We start from the raw sequence: 20,628 nt of genomic DNA on the forward strand, positions 1-20,628 counted from the left end.
GTTCGAAAAGGAGGAACATCCATGAATAAAGTTGCAGTAATCGGCGGGGGAGCATCCGGCCTGATGGCAGCCATAACTGCCGCGCGAAATGGCGCGCGGGTCTGCATTCTGGAACATAAGGACCGGATCGGTAAGAAAATCCTGTCCACGGGAAATGGCCGGTGCAATTTTACGAATCTGCATCAGGAGCCAATCTGTTACCACTCGGAAAATGTTCTCTTCCCCTGGAAGACAATCGAAAAATTCAGTGCACAGCAGACGATTGCCTTTTTTCTTGAACTGGGCATTTATTCTAAAAACAGGAACGGATATCTCTATCCCCAGTCTGATCAGGCCTCTGCGGTACTGGATGTTCTGCGCATGGAGGCCCGCCGCCTGGGTGTGGAGGTTCACACGGAGACAGAGTGCAGGGAAATTGTTCCGAATAAAAATGGATTCCTTTTGCGCACAAATACCAAAGATTACCGCGCTCAGAAGGTCATTCTGGCTGCCGGTTCCAAAGCGGCTCCATCCAGCGGTTCTGACGGTTCTGGCTATACGCTGGCAAAGCAGCTGGGCCACCGTCTGGTTCCGGTTCTGCCGTCCCTTGTACAGCTGAAATGCAGGGAGAACTTCTATAAAAGTGTCTCAGGGGTCCGTGTCGGAGGAAGTGTTTCTATTTATGTGGATGGTGAATGCCAGGCAAAGGATACAGGAGAGATTCAGCTTACCGGTTACGGTATATCAGGAATTCCGGTATTTCAGGTCAGTCGCTGCGCCGCCATCGGTCTCTATGAAAAAAAGACGGTGACTGCGGAACTGAATTTCATGCCGGATTTTACTGAAGAACAATTTCTCGCATTCCTTCAAAACAGGATTGCTGCCCGTCCCATGAAGACGGCAGAGGAATTCTTTGTAGGACTGTTCCATAAAAAGCTCTCCGAGCTGTGGCTGAAACTTGCACATCTCGACCGCACCCGGCCGGTAGGGGAATGGACCAAAGAAGAAATCCAAAATCTCACCAATCTGATACAGCATTTTTTCACAGAAGTGACGGAAACCAACTCCTTTGATCAGGCCCAGGTCTGTCGGGGGGGCGTCAATACGGAGGAGGTCACGGACACTTTGGAATCCCGTTTTGTGCCGGGGCTGTATTTTGCAGGGGAAATCCTGGATGTGGACGGACTGTGCGGAGGATACAATCTGCAGTGGGCCTGGTCAAGCGGCTATGTTGCCGGAAAGGAGGCTGCCAATGCTTAGAGTCAGCCAGATAAAACTACACCCGGGACACACTTCGGAGGAACTGGAAAAGAAACTGCTGAGGGCATTGTCTGTCAAAAAGGCCGATCTGCTCGGCTGGCAGATTGCAAAGCAGTCCATTGATGCGCGGAAAAAGCCGGATGTGTTCTTTTCCTACACCGTGGATGCCGAGGTGAAGCACGAAAATCAGGTATTAAAGAGAGCCGGAAAACAGGTGCAGCAGATTCGCAGCACAAATTATCAGCAGCCTGCACCGGGCAGTATTTCACTGACCCGCAGACCGGTCATCGCCGGAAGCGGACCCGCCGGGATGTTCTGCGCCTATCTTCTTGCCCGAAACGGGTACCGCCCGCTGCTTCTGGAGCGTGGAGGCTGCGTGGAGGAACGGATCCAGGACGTAGAGGATTTCTGGAAAAACGGCCGTCTGAATCTGTCCTCCAATGTACAGTTCGGAGAAGGCGGGGCGGGAACTTTTTCCGATGGCAAACTGAATACACTGGTGAAAGATTCTGAGGGAAGGAATCATTTTGTGCTGGAAACATTCGCCGCACACGGTGCTCCAAAGAGTATTCTTTATGAACAAAAGCCGCATATCGGCACCGATATCCTGATTGATGTTGTAAGAAACATGCGCAAGAGTATTCTGGATATGGGCGGAGAAGTAAGATTCCACAGTCAGGTTACCGATATCCTGCTGGACAGAGATCCCTCCGGCGAAAGACAGAAAATAAAGCAGATTATTGTCAATGGCCAGGACGTGCTGGATACAGACCTCCTGATCCTGGCCGTAGGACACAGTGCCCGGGATACGTTTGAGATGCTGTATGACAGAAAGATTCCCATACAGGCCAAAGCCTTTGCAGTCGGGGTCAGAATCGAGCACCCCCAGTCCATGATCAGCCAGTGTCAGTATGGTAGAACCGACTGTCCGGATCTCCCGGCAGCTTCGTATAAGCTGACGGCACAGCTTTCCAATGGAAGAGGAGCGTACACCTTCTGTATGTGCCCCGGGGGCTATGTAGTCAATGCTTCTTCAGAGGAGGGGCGGCTGGCGGTCAATGGGATGAGCTATCATGAAAGAGATGGTGTCAACGCCAACAGCGCAGTGATCGTCACCGTGACACCACAGGATTACGGAACAAACCATCCGCTTGCCGGTGTGGAATTCCAGCGGATGCTGGAGCAGCGTGCCTGGAAGGAAGGCGGGGGGAAAGTTCCGGTCCAGTGTCTCAAAGATTTCCGTGAGAACCGTCCAACAACCACACCTGGTGAAATCCTGCCGCAGATCAAAGGGGCCTGGACTTTTGCCAATGTCAGAAATATTTTTCCGGATGTTCTGGCAGATTCTCTGGAAGAAGGAATCTGCGCCATGGATCATAAAATCCACGGCTTTGCAAGAGAAGATTCAGTGCTTTCAGGCGTGGAAAGCCGCACCTCTTCTCCCGTCAGAATTGAAAGGGATGAGGAACTCGAAAGCCCTGCAGCTGTGGGCCTTTACCCCTGCGGGGAAGGTGCCGGATATGCGGGTGGAATCACCTCTGCAGCGATGGACGGAATCAAGACAGCGGAAGCGGTCATACGAAAATATACACCGGCATTTGAATTTGAATTCACAAAAAATTAAGAATAGCAGACCTATACATGAATTTTAATTTATGCTAAAATAAATAATTGTATTGTGCCATCCGCAGCAGGAAACTGTTTTATGAACGAGAACAATACAATGAAAGAGATGTTGGAAGAAGCGCGCCCTTATGAGAAATGCGCCAAATATGGAGCGAGTAATTTGACGAACATTGAATTACTGGCTGTTTTGCTGCGTACAGGGACAAGGGGCGAGAATTCGCTGCAGCTTGCGGAGAAGCTTCTGCATCCCGATTTTGCCCAGGAGGGGATTCTGAGCCTTCATCAATGGACACGGGAACAGCTGCTTTTGATCCGGGGAATCGGCAAGGTAAAGGCGGTTCAGATCTTATGTCTGTCCGAGCTTTCCAAAAGGCTTTCCAAGGCAACTGCAGAGTCCGGGCTGAATTTTTCAAGCCCTGCTTCTGTGGCACGTTATTATATGGAAGACATGCGTCACAACAGGCAGGAAACAATGAAGCTCCTGCTTCTGAACACAAAGACCCGCTTAATCGGGGAGACTGATATATCAAAAGGGACGGTCAACTCGGCAGTCATATCGCCCCGCGAGCTGTTTGTTGAAGCATTGCAGAAAAATGCAGTATCCATCGTTCTGCTTCACAATCACCCGAGCGGAGATCCTGCGCCAAGCAAAGATGATATCCTGGTAACCAGAAGGATAAAAGATGCCGGGGCGCTGATTGGAATTGAACTGCTGGACCACATAGTAATCGGGAACAACTGCTATATCAGTATGCGGGAAAAGGGACTTATATAAGGATAGGGGAAGGTTATAGAATGGCCAAAAATGTATATGGACTCGATTTGGGAACATATGAGATAAAAGTTTATGATAAGAAAAAAGACGAGATATGGAAAGCAAAGAATGTCATCGCCATGCAGGATAAAAAGTATATTTTCTCTGTAGGCGACGAAGCATATGAGATGTATGAGAAGGCACCGGACAATATCAAGGTGGTATTTCCCATGCACAATGGCGTAATCGCACACTTTGACGACATGCAGTATCTTTTGCAGAATCTGTTGAAAATGGATCGGCAGTTCTCGCGCGGCGCCGAATATGTGATTGCCGTCCCCACAGATGTAACCGAGGTGGAGAAACGGGCTTTTTATGATCTGGTTTTCCATTCCACGGCAAAAGCTAAATCCGTTCGGATTGTTGAACGCGGAATCGCAGATGCTCTGGGCATGGATATTGATATCTGGAATGAAAAGGGCATTTTCATAGCCAATATCGGGGGAGAGACAACAGAATTGTCGGTCATTGCCTCCGGGGGTATGGTCTTAAACCGTCTGATCAAGATCGGCGGTATTCATTTTGACAATGCTATTACAAATCTCGTCCGGCATAACCGTGATTTTCTGATCGGCCGCCTGACGGCAGAGACACTCAGACGGGAATTCGGGGTGTTCGAACAGGCCGCCGATGCTTCTCTGACCGTTGCCGGAAGGAATCTCATCACGGGTGTCCCTCAGCAGAAGAGCATTCCCATCGGACTTGTCAGGGCAGCCATGAAGGAGCCGCTGGCAGAATGCGTCCGCGCCATTAAATCCATGATAGACAGGACCCCTCCCGATGTACGCAGGGGGATTGATCAGAACGGGATCTGCCTGACCGGCGGCCTGGCGAATCTGAAAGGCCTGTCTACATATCTGGAGGAAAGCACCGGCTTAAGGGTGAGAACCGTACAGGAACCTGAGCTCTGCGCGGTAAACGGGCTAAAAAAGGTTATATTGAATAAAGATTATAGTAAGTTAACATATTCCATGTTAGATGAAGATTATAGGTGGCTGAGATAATATGAAAAAGAAAAATCAATCCTCTTCAACAAATAAATACTGGCTGGCCGGACTTTCACTGTTCTGCATCCTTTTGATGGTGCTGTCCATGTTTTCCGATAAAGCGGAAGGGCCTTTTAAAGGGATTGCAAGCGTTACTGTTATTCCTATGCAGAAGGGCATCAATCAGATCGGCACCTGGCTCGGCGACATTTGTGATAACTTTGATACGCTGCAGCAGGTCAGAAAGGAAAATGAAAAGCTTCAGGCAAAGGTAGACGATCTGATCACAGAGAACAACAACCTGCAGGAGGAAAAGTATGAGCTGGAACGGCTGCAGGCACTCTATAAACTGGATCAGAACTATGCGGAATATGAAAAAACGGGTGCCCATGTCATCGGAAATGATTCCGGCAACTGGTTCAGCACATTTACCATAGACAAGGGCAGCAATGACGGAATCAAGGAAGATATGAATGTCATAGCCGGTAGCGGCCTAGTCGGTATTGTCATCAAAGTCGGCCCCACATGGTCTACCGTGCGTTCCATCATCGATGACTCCAGCAACGTCAGCGCCATGTCGCTTTCCACACGGGATAAGTGTATGGTAAGAGGAGACCTTTCCCTGATTAACGACGGGAAGATCCGTTTCGAGCAGATGGAAAACAATGATAATAAAGTACAGGTGGGAGACCAGATCGTCACCTCCCACATCAGCCCCAAGTATCTTCAGGGAATCCTGATCGGTTATATCAGTGAGATCACCGTAGACTCCAATAACCTGACCCGTTCCGGATATATCACGCCTGTCGTGGATTTTAAAAATCTTCAGGAAGTGCTCGTCATCACCACAACAAAAGCGGATCTAACGGGCAAGAACGCCGAAGAATAAATAAAAGGCAATATATCCAAAGGGCACCCCGTAATCCATGACCTGCGGGCGGGTCCGCAGTAAACTGCAGAATAAAGTATTAAAAAAACAAAATCAGACAGGAAAGGAGTGCTGACAGATGAAAATGATGAAAGCAAAAAGGGCAGGCGTAACAGCGGTCATTCTGGTCGTATGTTATCTGCTGCAGTGTACGGTGTTCCCACACCTGGCCCTCGCCTCAATCAAACCGAACCTGTTGATCGTTATTACGGCCTCTTTCGGTTTTATGAGGGGATCAAAGGACGGGATGCTGGTGGGCTTCTTTTCCGGTCTGCTTATGGATATCCAGTTCGGCAATATCCTCGGTTTGTACGCTCTGATCTACCTGCTGCTGGGGTTTGCCAACGGCCTATTCCGGCAGGCGTACTACGATGAAGATATCAAGCTGCCACTGGTATTGATCGCGGCAAGCGAGTTTTTATACGGACTGATCGTATATCTTTTGATGTTTATGCTGCGGAGTGAATTTCATTTTATCTACTATCTCAGTCATAATATCATTCCGGAGCTCATATATACTATTGTAGTTGCTCTTGGATTATACCCGTTGATTTTATATTTTAACCACAAACTGGAAGCAGAAGAAAAAAGGAGTGCAAGTAAATTTGTTTGAACGTATAAAAGATACAATTTATCGGATCGTAAAATCACGGCTGTTTGTTTTAATCCTTGCATTCTGTATATTATTTGCAGTATTGATCAACCGTGTATTTTATCTTCAGATTGTTAAAGGACAGTATTATCTGGACAACTATAAGCTGCAAATCCGAAAAACCCGGGAGATTGCGGGCACAAGAGGCAATATCTATGACAGGAACGGAACCCCCCTTGCTTACAATGAGCTTGCGTATTCCGTTACAATAGAAGATAACATCACAGCCGATACAAGGAAAGAAAAGAACCGGATACTGAATGAGATACTGGATAATATCATTCATATCGTTGAGTCCAACGGAGATTCCGTGATCAGCGATTTCGGTGTAGTTCTGGATTCAGCCGGAAACTATGAGTTTTCACAGACAAACGAGACACTCAAACTGCGTTTCATCGCAGATGTCTATGGACTCAAAACAATCGATGAGCTCAAGGACAAGCAGCGTAATTCTTCTGCAGAAGATATCATCAATTACCTGTGTACGGACGAAACATACGGCTATGGTCTGGACGTCAAAACTCTGGACAAGGCCTATATACTGAAAATGGTAAATCTCCGTTATGCAATCAGCCTGAACAGTTTCCAGAAGTATATTCCCACGACGCTGGCCACCGATGTCAGCGATGAGACGGTGGCTGCCATCATGGAAAACCTGGATCATCTGGAGGGTGTAGATATCGCAGAAGATTCCATGCGCCGCTATACTGACAGCAAGTATTTTGCTTCTATTATCGGTTATACCGGCAAGATATCCCAGGAAGAATATAATTCCCTGGACGCCGACCAGAAAAAGAAGTATTCCCAGACAGACGTCATAGGAAAGTCAGGGCTTGAGCAGACTGTGGACGAAGTGCTTCAGGGGACAAAGGGCGAGACACAGTACTATGTGGACAGCGTGGGAAAGGTAACCGATACTGTCAGCAGCAAAGATCCGGAAGCAGGAAATGATGTTTATCTGACAATTGACAAAGACCTGCAGGAGCAGACTTATCAGCTGATCGAAGAAAAACTTGCGGGAATCGTACTGCTGAAGCTCAGAAATCAACTCACCTTCGATGCAAGCCTGACAACGGATGCATCTCAGATCATCATTCCAGTGGGGGATGCCTATAATGCATTTATAGGGAATGAGATTCTTGACGAGACACATTTTGGGGCGGAAGATGCCAAACAGGTAGAAAAACAGGTGTACGCCATCTTTTCAGACAGAAAAGCCTCGGCAACCCAGGAAATTATCGGAGAACTGAATAACAGCGGAGCTGCTGCCTATAAGGATCTCTCCGATGAGATGAAGGCTTATATGGACTATGTTTCCATAGATGTCCTGCAGGAAGCCACCGGGGTACTGATGCAGGATTCTATTGATACCAGCGATGAAGTATACAAGCAGTGGACAACAGATGAGACAATCAACCTGAACCAGTATCTGAATTATGCAATTTCCAAGAACTGGATTGACACTTCAAAGCTGTCAGATTACGTCTCCGCAGAGAAATATTCCGATTCTGCAGAAATTTATCAGGGAATTTTAGCTTTTTTACAAGATTATTTGGATTCAGATGTTAATTTCGACAAACTTCTCTACAAATATCTTATAAAATCAGGTAGTATCACTGGCGGCCAGATCTGCGCCATGGTATATGAGCAGGGTGTCCTGCCCATGGATGAGGGAACATATAACGGTCTGATCAGCGGCAGCGTAGATTCTTACGGATGGCTGTACCAGAAGATCCAGAGTCTGGAGATAACTCCCGGACAGCTTGCACTGGAACCCTGTACAGGATCTGCCGTAGTCAGTGACCCGAATACTGGAGAAGTGCTGGCATGCGTATCCTACCCGGGATATGATAATAACCGGCTGGCCAACACCATGGACTCCAAGTATTATAATCAGCTTGTAACCGGGCTTTCCCGTCCGTTTTACAATAATGCAACACAGGAACGTACTGCGCCGGGTTCCACCTACAAGATGCTTTCTGCTGTAGCAGGGCTTACAGAAGGTGTTATTGACGGCGGTACGTATATCAACTGCAGCGGTGAATTCGATAAGGTTACGCCAAGTCCACGGTGCTGGGTTTATCCCGGTGCCCATGGATCTCTTAGTGTTGTCGGAGCTCTTGAAGTCTCATGTAATGATTTCTTCTATGAAGTCGGTTACGATCTGGGACTGGATAAGGACGGCAATTACGACAGTGATAAAGGCGTGAAGGCTCTCGCAAAATATGCCGAGGAATTCGGACTGGGAGAGAAGTCTGGTATTGAAATACCAGAATCCGAGCCGCAGATTTCCGATGAATATTCCGTTCAGTCCGCAATCGGACAGGGCAACAACAACTATACGGTCAGCCAGCTGAACAGATATGTTTCAGCCGTTGCAAACAAAGGGACCGTATACAAACTGACGTTGCTGAACAAGACGACGGATGTCAACGGAAAGATCATCAAGCAGTATGAACCTGCTGTTACAAACAAGATTGAAAATGTAAGCAGTACAACATGGGATCTGGTTCATCAGGGAATGATAGCCATGATCGGCTATACATCCAGTTTTTCAGGGCTGGAGATCTCCATGGCGGGCAAGACAGGTACTGCACAGCAGAGCGATGTACATGCAGACCACGGTCTGTTCGTCGGATTTGCACCTGCGGAGTCTCCGGAGATTGCAATTTCGGTGCGTATCGCTAACGGTTACAGCTCATCCTACGCTGCCGAGATCGGCAGGGATATTGTCAGGGCAAACTTCGATCTTGCCGACAAGGAAGAATTGATCACTGGTTCTGCCGCACAGCTTGGCTCAACCATTGCAGGCGACTAGAAAAGGATGTGAAGAAATACATGGACAAGCTGGTAACAATTAAGAGCAACAGATATGGAATTGAGGTTCATCTGAACCCGGAAGTGCCATTTGAGGTTTTACTGGAAAGTGTGGCCTCCAAATTCAAAGACTCGGCGAAGTTTTTTGAGGGGGCCAAAATGGCAGTTACATTTCTGGACAGAAAACTCTCAGACCAGGAAGAACAGGCAATCCTTAATTTGATTGCCGAGATAACTGGGATTGATATTGTCTGCATTATAGACAAGGACGAGACCAATGAAATGACATACAAAAGCATTGTAGAAAACACCCTCACCAATATGCAGAAAAGGGAAGGGCAGTTCTACAGAGGTACTTTAAGCAAAAGACAGGTGCTGGAATCCGATTCGAGCATCATCATTCTTGGTGATGTTGAGCTGGGTGCTAAAGTAATTGCCAAAGGAAACGTTGTCATTGTTGGATCTCTGTCTGGTTCAGTCCATGCAGGAGCTGCCGGCAGCAGAGATGCGTTCGTCGTAGCTCTGACCATGCAGCCGAAACAACTTCGAATTGGCGATATCGAAGCAAAACGTCAGGTCATCTATCAGGAAAGCCTCAGTTTCCGGGGACCCAAAATAGCGGTGGTTGACGGACGCAGGATTTATGTAGATCCACTTGTGGAAGAATAGAAGTTGTAGGAGGAAGAAAACATGGGAGAAGTTATTGTCATCACATCAGGAAAAGGCGGAGTCGGTAAGACGACTACGACAGCAAATATCGGAATAGGTTTATCGCAGCTGGACAAGAAGGTTATCGTTATTGACACAGATCTCGGTCTGAGAAATCTGGATGTCGTTATGGGTCTGGAAAACCGGATCGTATATAATCTGGTGGATGTCATCGAAGGCAGCTGCAGGCTCAAACAGGCTTTGATTAAGGACAAGCGTTTTCCGGAGCTTTACCTTCTGCCGTCTGCACAGACCAAGGATAAGACTGCCGTTTCACCAGAACAGATGCGCAAACTGATAGCAGACATAAAAGATGAATTTGATTACATACTTCTGGACTGCCCGGCCGGTATTGAGCAGGGTTTTGAAAATGCCGTGGCAGGGGCCGACAGGGCCATTGTCGTAACAACGCCGGAAGTATCCGCCATACGGGATGCCGACCGGATTATCGGCCTTCTGGAAGCGCATGGTATTAAGAAAAATGACCTGATTATCAACCGGCTCCGGGTGGATATGGTAAAACGGGGGGATATGATGTCTGTTGAGGATGTAACAGAGATACTGGCTATCAATCTGCTGGGCGTGATTCCGGACGACGAACATGTTGTGATTGCGACCAATCAGGGAGAGCCGATCGTAGGCGCAGACTGTCTGTCAGGACATGCCTATACTAATGTATGCAGACGCATCCTGGGAGAAGAACTTCCAATTGAAGATTTCAACAAACCGGAAGGCATTTTTGCAAGATTTTCCAGCCTATTTAAGAAGAATTAGGAGGGAATATTATGAGTGTACCATCTGTTCACGTTGCAAAAGAAAGATTGAAAACCCTGCTTATGGCAGACAGGATGCAGTGTACACCCGAAACAGCGGAAAAATTTTCTTCAGATATATATCATACCGTTTCCAAATATCTGGAAGTAAAACCCGAAAATTTTCACATAAAGATAACACAATCAGATATACATATTAAGATTACAGGAGAAAACTATTGAAATTTAATTTTCTGAATATTAAGCAAAGGTATAACTTAAAAGACTATAAATTCAGCCTTGTTGCACTTGTAACCGCGATTTCCATTATCGGAATCTTTGTGGTGGGAAGTGCACAGGCATCCGTACAGGGAAAACAGATTGCCGGTGTCGTGCTGGGAACCGTTGCCATGATCGTCATTTCGCTGATCGATTATGAATGGGTTCTGAATATGTACTGGCTCTTATATGGCGTCAATATTGTCCTGCTTCTGGCGGTGCTGTTTTTCGGTGAAAATATCAATGGAGCAACCAGATGGCTGAATCTTGGATTCGTTCAGTTTCAGCCGTCTGACCTGACTAAGATTATAACGATTCTGTTCTTTTCAAAGTTTATAATGGAGCGGGAACAGGCGATTAATAATAAAAAAACGATTATCCAGGCGGCTGCGCTCATACTGCCTTCTCTTATTCTCATATACAAGCAGCCAAACCTTTCAAACACGATCTGTCTGGCAACAGTGTTCTGTGTCATGTTATACATGGGTGGTCTGAGCTATAAGTTTATCGGAACGGTTCTTGCAATTACCATACCGACCGCGGCGCTCTTTCTGACCATTGTTGTACAGCCTAACCAGCCGTTTCTAAAAGATTACCAGCAGGCTAGAATCCTGGCCTGGCTGGAACCGGAAAAATATGCCACTGATGAGGCCTATCAGCAAATCAATTCTGTTATGGCCATTGGCTCCGGACAACTGACCGGAAAGGGGTATAACAGTAATACGACGACCTCCGTGAAGAACGGAAATTTTATTTCCGAGCCTCAGACCGACTTTATTTTTGCAATTATTGGAGAAGAATTAGGATTTGTGGGTTGTTGTGTGGTCATAATTTTGTTATTATTAATAGTAATAGTGTGTATTTTGATAGGAGTAAAAGCAAAAGACACAGGAGGGCGGCTAATCTGCGGAGGGGTCGCCACACTGATAGGCGTACAGAGCTTTATCAATATCAGTGTGGCGACGCAGATATTCCCGAATACAGGAATTTCCCTGCCCTTTGTGAGTTACGGGATGACTTCTGTCGTATGTTTTTATATGGGGATCGGATTTGTACTGAATGTCGGTCTGCAGCCTAATAAATATCAGTAGAGGAGATAAAAGAACATGAACATAGGATTAGTAGCACACGATGCAAAAAAGAAATTAATGCAGAACTTCTGCATAGCTTACAGGGGGATTTTGAGCAAGCATCATCTGTTTGCTACGGAGACAACAGGGGTTCTGGTGGAGAGCGTCACGAACCTGAGTATCCACAAGTATCTCGCAGGACATTTGGGCGGAAAGCAGCAGATCGGTTCTCAGATTGAGCACAACGAGATGGATCTTCTCATCTTTTTCCGCGATCCGCTGACACCGCGCTCACATGAGCCAGATGTCAACGATATTGTAAAACTCTGCGATATGTACAATATTCCGATTGCAACCAATATAGCAACAGCAGAGGCTTTAATTTTAGCATTAGACAGAGGAGATCTTGACTGGCGTGAGATGTATAAGTAAAAAAGTAATGATTGCTCTCTTTCTGTTCCTGACTGTATTCACCACCGGATGCAGCCAGAAGGATCCAAAAACAGATGTGTATGAGCAGGAACATTTTAACAGTTCTTTATATAGAGGAGCCCCTTTTGCAGCGGATCTCTGTGTAACAGATACCAATGTTGCACTTGACGGCTACAGCGCCGATCCGGGCCTGCACGCCGCGGGGCTCTTTGATTTGAAAAATGAAAAGGTACTGTACGCCGACAAGATCCACGACAGGCTCTATCCGGCCAGTACCACGAAGGTAATGACGGCATATGTAACGCTGAAATACGGCAATCTGGATGATATCGTAACCGTTGGTCCCAATGCAACTCAGTTTGCGGCAGATGAGCAGATATGCGGCCTTCAGACGGGCGATACAGCAACACTGTACGATCTTCTCAACGGTCTTGTGCTATATTCCGGCAATGACTGTGCCGTAGCCATAGCAGAACATCTGGCGGGCAGCGTGGAGGCCTTTGCGGACATGATGAACACAGAAGCCGCTGCCCTGGGGGCAACCAACACCCACTTTGTCAATCCACATGGGCTGCAGGATGATAATCACTATACCACGGCCTACGATTTGTATCTTATGTTTAACGCCTGCGTAAAGGATCAGCGTTTCCTGGACATCATTTCACAGGATTCTTATACTGGAACACTAACCGGGGCTGACGGAACCGTACGCAGTGAAGTCTGGCATCCTACTAATTTTTATTCTCAGAATCTGGTTCCGGCACCCGAAGGAATCAATGTCTTTGGAGGCAAAACGGGAACTACCGACGAAGCAGGTTCCTGCGTAATCCTCTATAGTCAGGATCCTCAGGCCAACCCGTATATATCTATTGTGATGGGGGCAGAGACAAAGGATCTTCTGTACAGCCAGATGAGCGCTTTAATGTCTGCAGGTGAGACTCCGGCTGCCGAAGCAGAGGCAGATTAAGAATAGTAGTATCTACATATACCTGTGAATTTCATTAGATTCATACAAATAACAGAGAACCCGATGGAAGGACACGCCGCAAACCGGCATGCCCTTCCATCGGGTTCCTTGTTGTTCTCGCTTCCTGGAAGCGACCTTTATCCATCTACTCTGACATATTTTTGATTCTGCCGAACAAGCTGATAAGGTAAAGACCACACAGGCCGACAATCGTATAAATTATTCTGGAAAGCCAGCTTAAATTTCCAAAGAGAAAGGCTACTAAATCGAATCGAAAAATGCCAACCAGAAGCCAGTTGACCGCTCCAATAATCACAAGAGTCAGAGCAGTGTTATCAAACCACTTCATATTATTTCCTCCTTTTCAATATCAATGCTTTTATTATTACCACAAAAACTGGAAATATACATTTAAAAATGTTATACTGGTAAAGTTATCAGAAGAACAGAACTATTCTGAGGATTGATTTACGACACAGGAGGAAGATCAGTTTGGCATCACGGAAGAACAATTCCATCAGCATCAACAAGTATAAAAGAAAACGCGAGATGAATATCGGCATCTTCATTTTTGCGATTGTATTTATCTATCTTATTGTTACTATTATCATGTATGCTACTACAAAAAAAATTTCTGTATACGAAGTGAGAGAGGGCAGTATTCTGACGGACAACTCCTATACAGGGCTTATTCTCAGGGAAGAGATTGTGGTTAATGCAGAGAACTCAGGATATATTAATTATTATCAGAATGAAAACAGTAAGATAAAATCCGGCGCAAATGTCTATGCAATAACATCGCAGAAGTTATCCTATCCGGAAGAGACCGCAACAGACGCGTCTCTAAGTACAGAAGAGCAGAACGCTCTGGCAGTAAAAACACAGAGCTTTAATGAGAATTTTAACCCGCAGAAATTCTCCTCTGTATACTCTCTAAAGAATGAAATCGCCAACACATTGCAGAACGCTTCGAATCAGACTAAAACAGCACAGATGGATGCTGTGCTCTCACAGAATGGCAGCAGCGCAGATATTTACCAGACTCCCCAGGACGGGATTATGGTTCTGGATTTTGACGGCTGTGAATCTTTAACTGCGGATTCCTTTAAAAAAGAGGATTTTGACAGGAGCAGCTACAAAAAAGAAAGCCTGGAAGACAATATGCAGGTCAAGAAAGGCGCACCCGCCTATAAGCTCGTCACAAACGAAAACTGGTCTGTCATAATTGAACTGGACAAGGACATGGCAGGAAAGCTGGCTGATACCACCTACGTAAAGACCCGAATTGATAAGGACAGTGAATCAATCTGGGCTGATTTCTCTATTATAAAGAAAGACGGCGAATTCTATGGCCGGCTGGATTATGACAATTCCATGATCCGTTACTCGGGAGACAGATTTTTAAATGTAGAACTTATCCTGGAGGATGAGAGCGGACTGAAGATTCCAAAGAGCAGTATTGTAGAAAAGGATTTTTATGCAGTGCCCAAAGAATATATAACCACAGGCGGCAACAGCTCTTCTTCCGGGGTTATGGTCCAGAAGCGCGGCGGCAATGCAGCTTTCCAGCCCGTTGATATTTACAAATCAACGGAGGAAGGCAATGTATATCTCAGCACTTCCTCATTGAAAAGGGGAACCGTACTGGTGAAGCCTGAGTCTTCCGAGACAATGGCATTGTCAGAGACACAGCCTCTGAAGGGAGTATTCAATATCAATAAAGGCTATGCCGTATTCCGCCAGGTTACGATTCTTGCAGAAAGTGACGAATATTATATTGTCCAGGAGGGGGACTCTTACGGTTTGTATAATTACGACCACATTGTCCAGGAAGGCGATTCAGTTGATGAAGATGAGGTCGTCTACTAAACAGCAGAAAGCCGTAAAAGGCCTGCCATTGTATTTAAATATCTAATTGAATATACAATTGGTTATATTTATGAAACACAGTTGATTTTATCAGGAACAGCATCAGAACCATATTTTAAGTAAGGAGTGTCATTTATGTTGAAAGAGCAGTTGGAAGAAGTGGAACAGAAGATTCAGGCCGCCTGTGACCGGGCAGGAAGAAAACGTGAGGAAGTCACCCTGATAGCGGTCAGCAAAACCAAGCCCATTGCAGTACTTCAGGAGGCTTATGATGCGGGAGTCAGAATATTTGGAGAAAATAAGGTCCAGGAGCTTACGGATAAGTACGATGCCCTTCCGGATGATATTCACTGGCATATGATAGGACATCTGCAGACCAATAAGGTAAAATACATTGTAGACAAGGCTGAGCTGATCCATTCCGTGGACTCACTCAAGCTTGCGCAGGTCATAGAGAAAGAAGCTGAGAAGAAAAACTGTACCGCAAGAATCCTGATCGAAGTCAACGTAGCAGGGGAAGAAAGCAAGTTTGGCCTTAATGTTGATGAAGTAATTCCATTTATAGAAAAAATTGCATCATTTAAACATATTCGTGTATGCGGTCTGATGACAATTGCTCCATTTGTTGAAAATCCCGAGGAAAATCGCCCGATTTTCGAGAATTTACATAAATTATCTGTTGACATTAAGAACAAAAACATTGATAATGTTAATGTGAGCATACTTTCAATGGGGATGACCAATGATTACGAAGTCGCGATAGAAGAGGGTGCGACTATGGTTCGTGTAGGAACCGGTATCTTTGGTGCCAGAGATTATACCAGCAGGGCATAGGAATCTGGAACAGAAAGTATCTTTCAAAATAAATTTATGCATTTAAGAGGGCATAAGATAGGAGTGTAAACATGGGTGTGTTTGACAAATTTTTGGACATCATGAAATTGAATGATGATGAATATGATGATGATGATTTCTATGATGACGAATTTGAAGATGATGATTTTGACGAAAAACCACGCCGTTCTCTTTTTAATAAGAAAAGCAAAGAGGAATACGACGATTTTGATATCCAGGAGGATAAGAAATATGCTCCTGCAAACAGCAGCAGTAACAAAGTAACACCAATGCGCCAGCCGGCTTCCAGACGAGGTGCCAACATGGAGGTCTGTGTTGTAAAACCTACATCAGTAGACGATTCCCGGGAGATTACCGAGACACTGCTGGCAGGACGTACGGTTATCCTGAACCTGGAGGGCATGGATCTGGAGATTGCGCAGCGCATCATCGATTTCATTTCCGGAGCAACATTCGCAATCAGCGGAAACCTGCAGAAGATTTCCAACTATATATTCCTTGTAACACCGACGAATGTAGATATATCAGGTGATCTTCAGGATCTGCTGGGCGGTTCTATGGAGACGGCGAACGTAAGAGGAAGATATTAATTCTGATATGGAAAAAGAAGAACAGTTATTGGAAAAGCGGCTGATTGAGCTGTCGATGACAGCGTATCACCGTGATATCATTACATATTCGGATTTTCTGAATCTGAATGAATTGAATATTTTGCATTCTTTGCCGAAAGACAGGCTGTATACACGCTATGTGACTTTCGGCGGATACGGCACAGCAGAGCGTCAGATGGCAGCATTCCTACCTGATGCTCTTTATTTGCGTGGCATCACGGATATGGAAGCCCTAGGCTTTCCATTCTCCGTGCTCAGTATCGAACCTCTTAATGAAAAGTATGCCGAAGAGCTGACACACAGAGATTATCTCGGAGCTGCCCTGAATCTTGGTATAGAGCGTTCCAGACTGGGCGATATTCTGATTGACGGGAAAAAGGCTATACTGTTCGTAGAGAAAGGCTTAAGTGCCTGGCTGCAGGAGGAACTGGCCCGCGTACGGCACACAAGCGTGATGCTTCGCGAAGAAAGTCTGCAGGATTTTCATTACACGCCCCGCTTTGAGGAAATCAAAGGCACCGTGGCTTCCGTCAGGCTGGACAGTCTTTTGTCCCTCGCCTTTTCTTCATCCAGGACACGTTTAAGCGGACTTATTGAGGGCGGCAAAGTATTTGTCAATGGTAAGCTTATGACAACCAACAGCTGTCAGGTGAAGGAAGAAGACATCATTTCCGTCAGGGGGATGGGCAAATTCCAGTATAAAGGCGTCCTGTCCCGTACAAAGAAGAATAGAATTTTCGTAATTATCCATAAATATATATAGCCTCTGCATTTTCGCATGCCATATATCACCTTCAATCGAGAAAAGGAATCACTATGAAAGATAAGAGTACAAAATCCATACAAAGCTATCTGCTGGCCGCCGCCGGCTGTATTATCCTGACAATCCTGGACCAGCTTACCAAATGGCTGGCCGTCGTACATTTAAAAGATCAGGAGCCTTTCGTTATATGGAAGGGAGTATTTAAGCTCGAATATCTGGAGAACCGGGGGGCAGCCTTCGGCATTATGCAGGACAGGCAGATCCTGTTCGCCGTCGGAGCCGTCATTATTGTATGCCTGATCGGATTCATTTACGGCAGAATGCCCCATACATCCCGCTTTTACCTCCTCCGCATCTGTGCAGTCATGATCTGCGCCGGAGCTTGTGGCAATCTGATTGACAGGCTGCGGCTGAATTATGTGGTAGATTTTTTCTATTTTGAGCTGATTGATTTTCCTATTTTTAACGTGGCGGACTGCTATGTAGTCATCGCCTGCATCTTATTTGCCTTTGCCATCCTCTTTTACTATAAAGAGGACGAGCTGAGCTGCTTTTCATTGAAGAAAGGATAGGTGCAGATGGAGGAATTATATTTCACTGCCGGAACTGCCGGCATACGAATTGATAAATTTCTTGCAGAAGCCATTCCTGATGTTACCAGATCCCATATACAAAAGCTCATTTCCACGGGTCTGGTAACAGTCGGACAAAAGGCCGTCAAAGCCAATTATAAAACAGCCTTGAACGATGAGATAGCAGTACGCATCCCGGAACCGGAAATACCGGATATACAGCCGGAGGATATTCCCCTGGACATTCTGTATGAGGATAACGATATTCTCATTGTGAATAAGCCTAAGGGAATGGTCGTGCACCCTGCCCCGGGGCATTACAGCAATACACTTGTCAATGCAGTCATGTATCACTGCCGGGATAATCTTTCGGGTATTAATGGAGTGGCAAGACCGGGCATTGTCCATCGGATTGACATGGACACGACCGGTTCCCTGATTATCTGTAAAAATGATACCGCCCATCAGGCCCTGGCAGAACAGCTGAAGGAGCATCACATTACCAGAAAATATCATGCTGTCGTGCACGGCAATTTAAAAGAGGACAGCCAAACTGTAGATGCGCCCATCGGCAGACATCCCGTTGACAGAAAGAAGATGAGTACCCGTGCTCCACACGGCCGCCAGGCTGTGACACATTATAAAGTGCTGGAACGCTTCGGAGAATACACCTATATTGAGTGCGAGCTGGAAACCGGCCGTACACATCAGATCCGGGTGCACATGGCAAGCATCGGGCATCCAATTGTGGGGGATACCGTCTATGGACCAGCAAAATGTCCGTTTAAACTGCAGGGACAGACCCTCCATGCAAAGATTCTTGGCATAACACACCCTTCAACAGGAGAGTACATGGAGTTTGATGCACCGCTTCCGGAATATTTTCTGGAACTCCTGAATAAGTTAAGAGACAGGTAATTATGGGTTACTGTTTACCGGCTTGCCTGTGATCAGAAAAAAAATTATGGAAAATGCACAATAAACCCGATTTATATTGTAAAAATGTGCGTCATATTGTATAATGCTTTTATGTAAAAGTTATTCCAAAAAAGAACAACATATGCCTGGTTTGACGTAAAGGAGAGTGACTGATATGAAAACAAACACAATAATTACAATCGGCAGACAGTTCGGCAGTGCAGGGCGCGAGATCGGCTACAAGGTGGCAGAACATCTCGGAATCAAGCTTTATGACAAAGAGATGCTGGCAAGAGCAGCCAAAGAAAGCGGAATCTGCGAAGAAATCTTTGAGTCCCACGATGAGAAGCCAACAAACAGCTTCCTGTATTCACTGGTGATGGATACGTATTCCATGGGGTATTCCGGGAGCACATATTCTGATATGCCTATCAACCACAAGGTGTTCCTGGCTCAGTTTGATGCAATCAAAAAGATTGCAGATGAAGGCCCATGTATCCTCGTGGGACGGTGTGCGGATTATGCACTGGAGTCTTATGAGAATGTAGTCAGCATATTTATCCATGCAGATCTGGATGCACGAATCCGCCGAATTGCACGGGTTTATGATATTACGGATGCCAAGGCTAAGGAGATGATCATTAAGACAGACAAAAAGAGGGCCAGCTACTATAACTATTATACGAATAAAAAGTGGTCCGATTCTGAAAGCTATGAATTATGCCTGAGCAGCTCGAACCTCGGAGTGGAAGGAACCGCGCAGGCAATCGAACAGTACGTAGCTCTTAAAGAGGGCATTCCCTCAGCAAAGAGAAAGCTTTAGTGATATTCCTGCAGATACTGCAAGTTAACAAATGCCCGATAACGAACCTTGTATCGTTATCGGGCATTTGTCTGGACTTTTATCTGTCATATTCTTTATCTGATATGAGGAACTCTGTCCGGCCATCCCTGGATATTCCCGTTTAGGATGGCACGGAACATCCTTTCCCTTGCACCGGGATGTTCTGTATTGAGCTGCCTCACCAGTTCCTTGGCATACTGCCTTTTTGTATATCCGTCCACAGGGCATTTACTGCCCACAACAGGCAGATTATACTTGTTCTTAAACCCGATTACATCCGCCTCATCAATAAACATAATCGGGCGGATCACTGTCAGATCCATACGGTCCAGATATGTCTTTGGCGAGAAAGAGTGAAATCTGCCTTCAAAAATCAGTGAGAGCAGCATTGTTTCAATGATATCATCTTTGTGATGGGCATAGGCAACCTTATTGCATCCCATCTCCTTTATCGCATCATTGAGCGCTCCTTTGCGCATCTTGGCACAGAGGGAACATGGATTCGTTTCTTTTCGCACGTCGAACAGGATATGATAGATCTCAGAATCTACGATACGGTACGGAACCTCCAGTTCTTTACACAGCGCCTGTATCGGGGACAGATCGAAGTTTTCAAACCCCAGGTTCACTGTTATGGCACTCAGTTCAAAATGTTTAGGATAAAACCGTTTCAGGCCGTGCAGTGCATAGAGGAGTGTAAGGCTGTCCTTACCACCGGATATTCCCACTGCAATGTGATCGCCCTCCTGGATCATATCATATTCATCAACCGCTTTTCTTGTAAAACTCAATAATCTCTGTAATTGCATCTATTCTCAAAATCCTTTCATTCTTCTTTTGGTAAAAACTCAGACTATCTTATTATAGAATGCCTTTTGATGAAATACAAGGAAAATAAGAAATCGTTACATTCACAGGAAAACCAG

At 45.9% G+C, this 20,628-nt stretch carries 22 protein-coding genes; 20 read left to right on the forward strand and 2 right to left on the reverse strand.

Annotation, left to right across the window (positions count from 1 at the left end):
- Nucleotides 1-21 precede the first annotated feature (21 nt).
- The 13 genes from HMPREF0240_RS14660 to HMPREF0240_RS14720 all read left to right on the forward strand — a co-directional run bounded on the left by HMPREF0240_RS14660 (nt 22) and on the right by HMPREF0240_RS14720 (nt 13,270).
- Nucleotides 22-1,239 carry an NAD(P)/FAD-dependent oxidoreductase gene (locus HMPREF0240_RS14660; protein ID WP_009004204.1) on the forward strand — a complete coding sequence of 406 codons (1,218 nt, stop codon included), beginning with the start codon at nt 22-24 and terminating at the stop codon, nt 1,237-1,239.
- Nucleotides 1,232-2,863, forward strand: coding sequence for an FAD-dependent protein (locus HMPREF0240_RS14665; RefSeq protein WP_009004205.1), 1,632 nt, complete (start codon nt 1,232-1,234; stop codon nt 2,861-2,863). The genes HMPREF0240_RS14660 and HMPREF0240_RS14665 overlap by 8 nt, the downstream gene beginning before the upstream one ends.
- A gap of 81 nt (nt 2,864-2,944) precedes the next feature.
- Entirely contained in the window at nt 2,945-3,640 is a 696-nt protein-coding gene (gene radC / locus HMPREF0240_RS14670) for a DNA repair protein RadC (RefSeq protein ID WP_009004206.1), read from the forward strand.
- A gap of 20 nt (nt 3,641-3,660) precedes the next feature.
- Nucleotides 3,661-4,683: a rod shape-determining protein gene (locus tag HMPREF0240_RS14675; protein ID WP_009004207.1), complete on the forward strand. Its 1,023-nt coding sequence runs from the start codon at nt 3,661-3,663 to the stop codon at nt 4,681-4,683.
- A gap of 1 nt (nt 4,684) precedes the next feature.
- On the forward strand, nt 4,685-5,554 hold the full coding sequence (mreC, locus tag HMPREF0240_RS14680) for a rod shape-determining protein MreC (RefSeq protein WP_009004208.1): 870 nt from the start codon (nt 4,685-4,687) through the stop codon (nt 5,552-5,554).
- A gap of 118 nt (nt 5,555-5,672) precedes the next feature.
- Entirely contained in the window at nt 5,673-6,206 is a 534-nt protein-coding gene (gene mreD / locus HMPREF0240_RS14685) for a rod shape-determining protein MreD (protein WP_009004209.1), read from the forward strand.
- Nucleotides 6,199-9,063 (forward strand): penicillin-binding transpeptidase domain-containing protein, encoded by a 2,865-nt coding sequence (locus HMPREF0240_RS14690; protein ID WP_009004210.1) that lies wholly within the window; start codon nt 6,199-6,201, stop codon nt 9,061-9,063. Before mreD ends, HMPREF0240_RS14690 begins: the two co-directional genes overlap by 8 nt.
- Before the next feature lie 20 nt (nt 9,064-9,083).
- The gene (locus tag HMPREF0240_RS14695) at nt 9,084-9,731 is read left to right on the forward strand and encodes a septum site-determining protein MinC (RefSeq protein WP_009004211.1); all 648 of its coding nucleotides are present in this window, start codon (nt 9,084-9,086) and stop codon (nt 9,729-9,731) included.
- A gap of 21 nt (nt 9,732-9,752) precedes the next feature.
- The gene (gene minD, locus HMPREF0240_RS14700) at nt 9,753-10,544 is read left to right on the forward strand and encodes a septum site-determining protein MinD (RefSeq protein WP_009004212.1); all 792 of its coding nucleotides are present in this window, start codon (nt 9,753-9,755) and stop codon (nt 10,542-10,544) included.
- A gap of 11 nt (nt 10,545-10,555) precedes the next feature.
- A complete protein-coding gene (locus HMPREF0240_RS14705) occupies nt 10,556-10,765 on the forward strand; it encodes a cell division topological specificity factor MinE (RefSeq protein WP_009004213.1) in 210 nt (69 codons plus the stop codon).
- Nucleotides 10,762-11,892 carry an FtsW/RodA/SpoVE family cell cycle protein gene (locus HMPREF0240_RS14710; protein WP_035313579.1) on the forward strand — a complete coding sequence of 377 codons (1,131 nt, stop codon included), beginning with the start codon at nt 10,762-10,764 and terminating at the stop codon, nt 11,890-11,892. Before HMPREF0240_RS14705 ends, HMPREF0240_RS14710 begins: the two co-directional genes overlap by 4 nt.
- A gap of 15 nt (nt 11,893-11,907) precedes the next feature.
- Complete coding sequence (locus HMPREF0240_RS14715) at nt 11,908-12,303, forward strand: methylglyoxal synthase (RefSeq protein WP_009004215.1); 396 nt, start codon at nt 11,908-11,910, stop codon at nt 12,301-12,303.
- Nucleotides 12,287-13,270, forward strand: coding sequence for a D-alanyl-D-alanine carboxypeptidase family protein (locus HMPREF0240_RS14720; RefSeq protein ID WP_347462613.1), 984 nt, complete (start codon nt 12,287-12,289; stop codon nt 13,268-13,270). Before HMPREF0240_RS14715 ends, HMPREF0240_RS14720 begins: the two co-directional genes overlap by 17 nt.
- 145 nt (nt 13,271-13,415) lie before the next feature.
- Here the strand turns inward: HMPREF0240_RS14720 and HMPREF0240_RS14725 are convergent, their stop codons facing one another.
- Complete coding sequence (locus HMPREF0240_RS14725; protein ID WP_009004217.1) at nt 13,416-13,619, reverse strand: DUF378 domain-containing protein; 204 nt, start codon at nt 13,617-13,619, stop codon at nt 13,416-13,418.
- 143 nt (nt 13,620-13,762) lie between these two features.
- On the opposite strand from HMPREF0240_RS14725, the gene HMPREF0240_RS14730 reads away from it, so the two are divergent.
- From HMPREF0240_RS14730 to HMPREF0240_RS14760, 7 genes are all read left to right on the forward strand, one after another.
- Entirely contained in the window at nt 13,763-15,139 is a 1,377-nt protein-coding gene (locus tag HMPREF0240_RS14730) for an HlyD family efflux transporter periplasmic adaptor subunit (RefSeq protein WP_009004218.1), read from the forward strand.
- 135 nt (nt 15,140-15,274) lie between these two features.
- Nucleotides 15,275-15,973 (forward strand): YggS family pyridoxal phosphate-dependent enzyme, encoded by a 699-nt coding sequence (locus HMPREF0240_RS14735; protein ID WP_009004219.1) that lies wholly within the window; start codon nt 15,275-15,277, stop codon nt 15,971-15,973.
- 71 nt (nt 15,974-16,044) lie between these two features.
- Nucleotides 16,045-16,584 carry a cell division protein SepF gene (locus tag HMPREF0240_RS14740; RefSeq protein ID WP_009004220.1) on the forward strand — a complete coding sequence of 180 codons (540 nt, stop codon included), beginning with the start codon at nt 16,045-16,047 and terminating at the stop codon, nt 16,582-16,584.
- A 7-nt stretch (nt 16,585-16,591) separates the two neighbouring features.
- Nucleotides 16,592-17,368 (forward strand): YlmH/Sll1252 family protein, encoded by a 777-nt coding sequence (locus HMPREF0240_RS14745; RefSeq protein WP_009004221.1) that lies wholly within the window; start codon nt 16,592-16,594, stop codon nt 17,366-17,368.
- 53 nt (nt 17,369-17,421) lie between these two features.
- A complete protein-coding gene (gene lspA, locus HMPREF0240_RS14750) occupies nt 17,422-17,940 on the forward strand; it encodes a signal peptidase II (RefSeq protein ID WP_009004222.1) in 519 nt (172 codons plus the stop codon).
- A 6-nt stretch (nt 17,941-17,946) separates the two neighbouring features.
- On the forward strand, nt 17,947-18,858 hold the full coding sequence (locus HMPREF0240_RS14755) for an RluA family pseudouridine synthase (RefSeq protein WP_035313583.1): 912 nt from the start codon (nt 17,947-17,949) through the stop codon (nt 18,856-18,858).
- A gap of 175 nt (nt 18,859-19,033) precedes the next feature.
- Entirely contained in the window at nt 19,034-19,681 is a 648-nt protein-coding gene (locus HMPREF0240_RS14760) for a cytidylate kinase-like family protein (RefSeq protein WP_009004224.1), read from the forward strand.
- Between the two features lie 95 nt (nt 19,682-19,776).
- On the opposite strand, the gene HMPREF0240_RS14765 is transcribed toward HMPREF0240_RS14760, so the two are convergent.
- Complete coding sequence (locus HMPREF0240_RS14765; RefSeq protein ID WP_009004225.1) at nt 19,777-20,511, reverse strand: tRNA 2-thiocytidine(32) synthetase TtcA; 735 nt, start codon at nt 20,509-20,511, stop codon at nt 19,777-19,779.
- Between the last annotated feature and the right edge of the window lie 117 nt (nt 20,512-20,628).

The sequence above is a fragment of the Clostridium sp. D5 genome, assembly GCF_000190355.1.
Taxonomy (GTDB): Bacteria; Bacillota; Clostridia; order Lachnospirales; family Lachnospiraceae; genus Faecalicatena; species Faecalicatena fissicatena_A.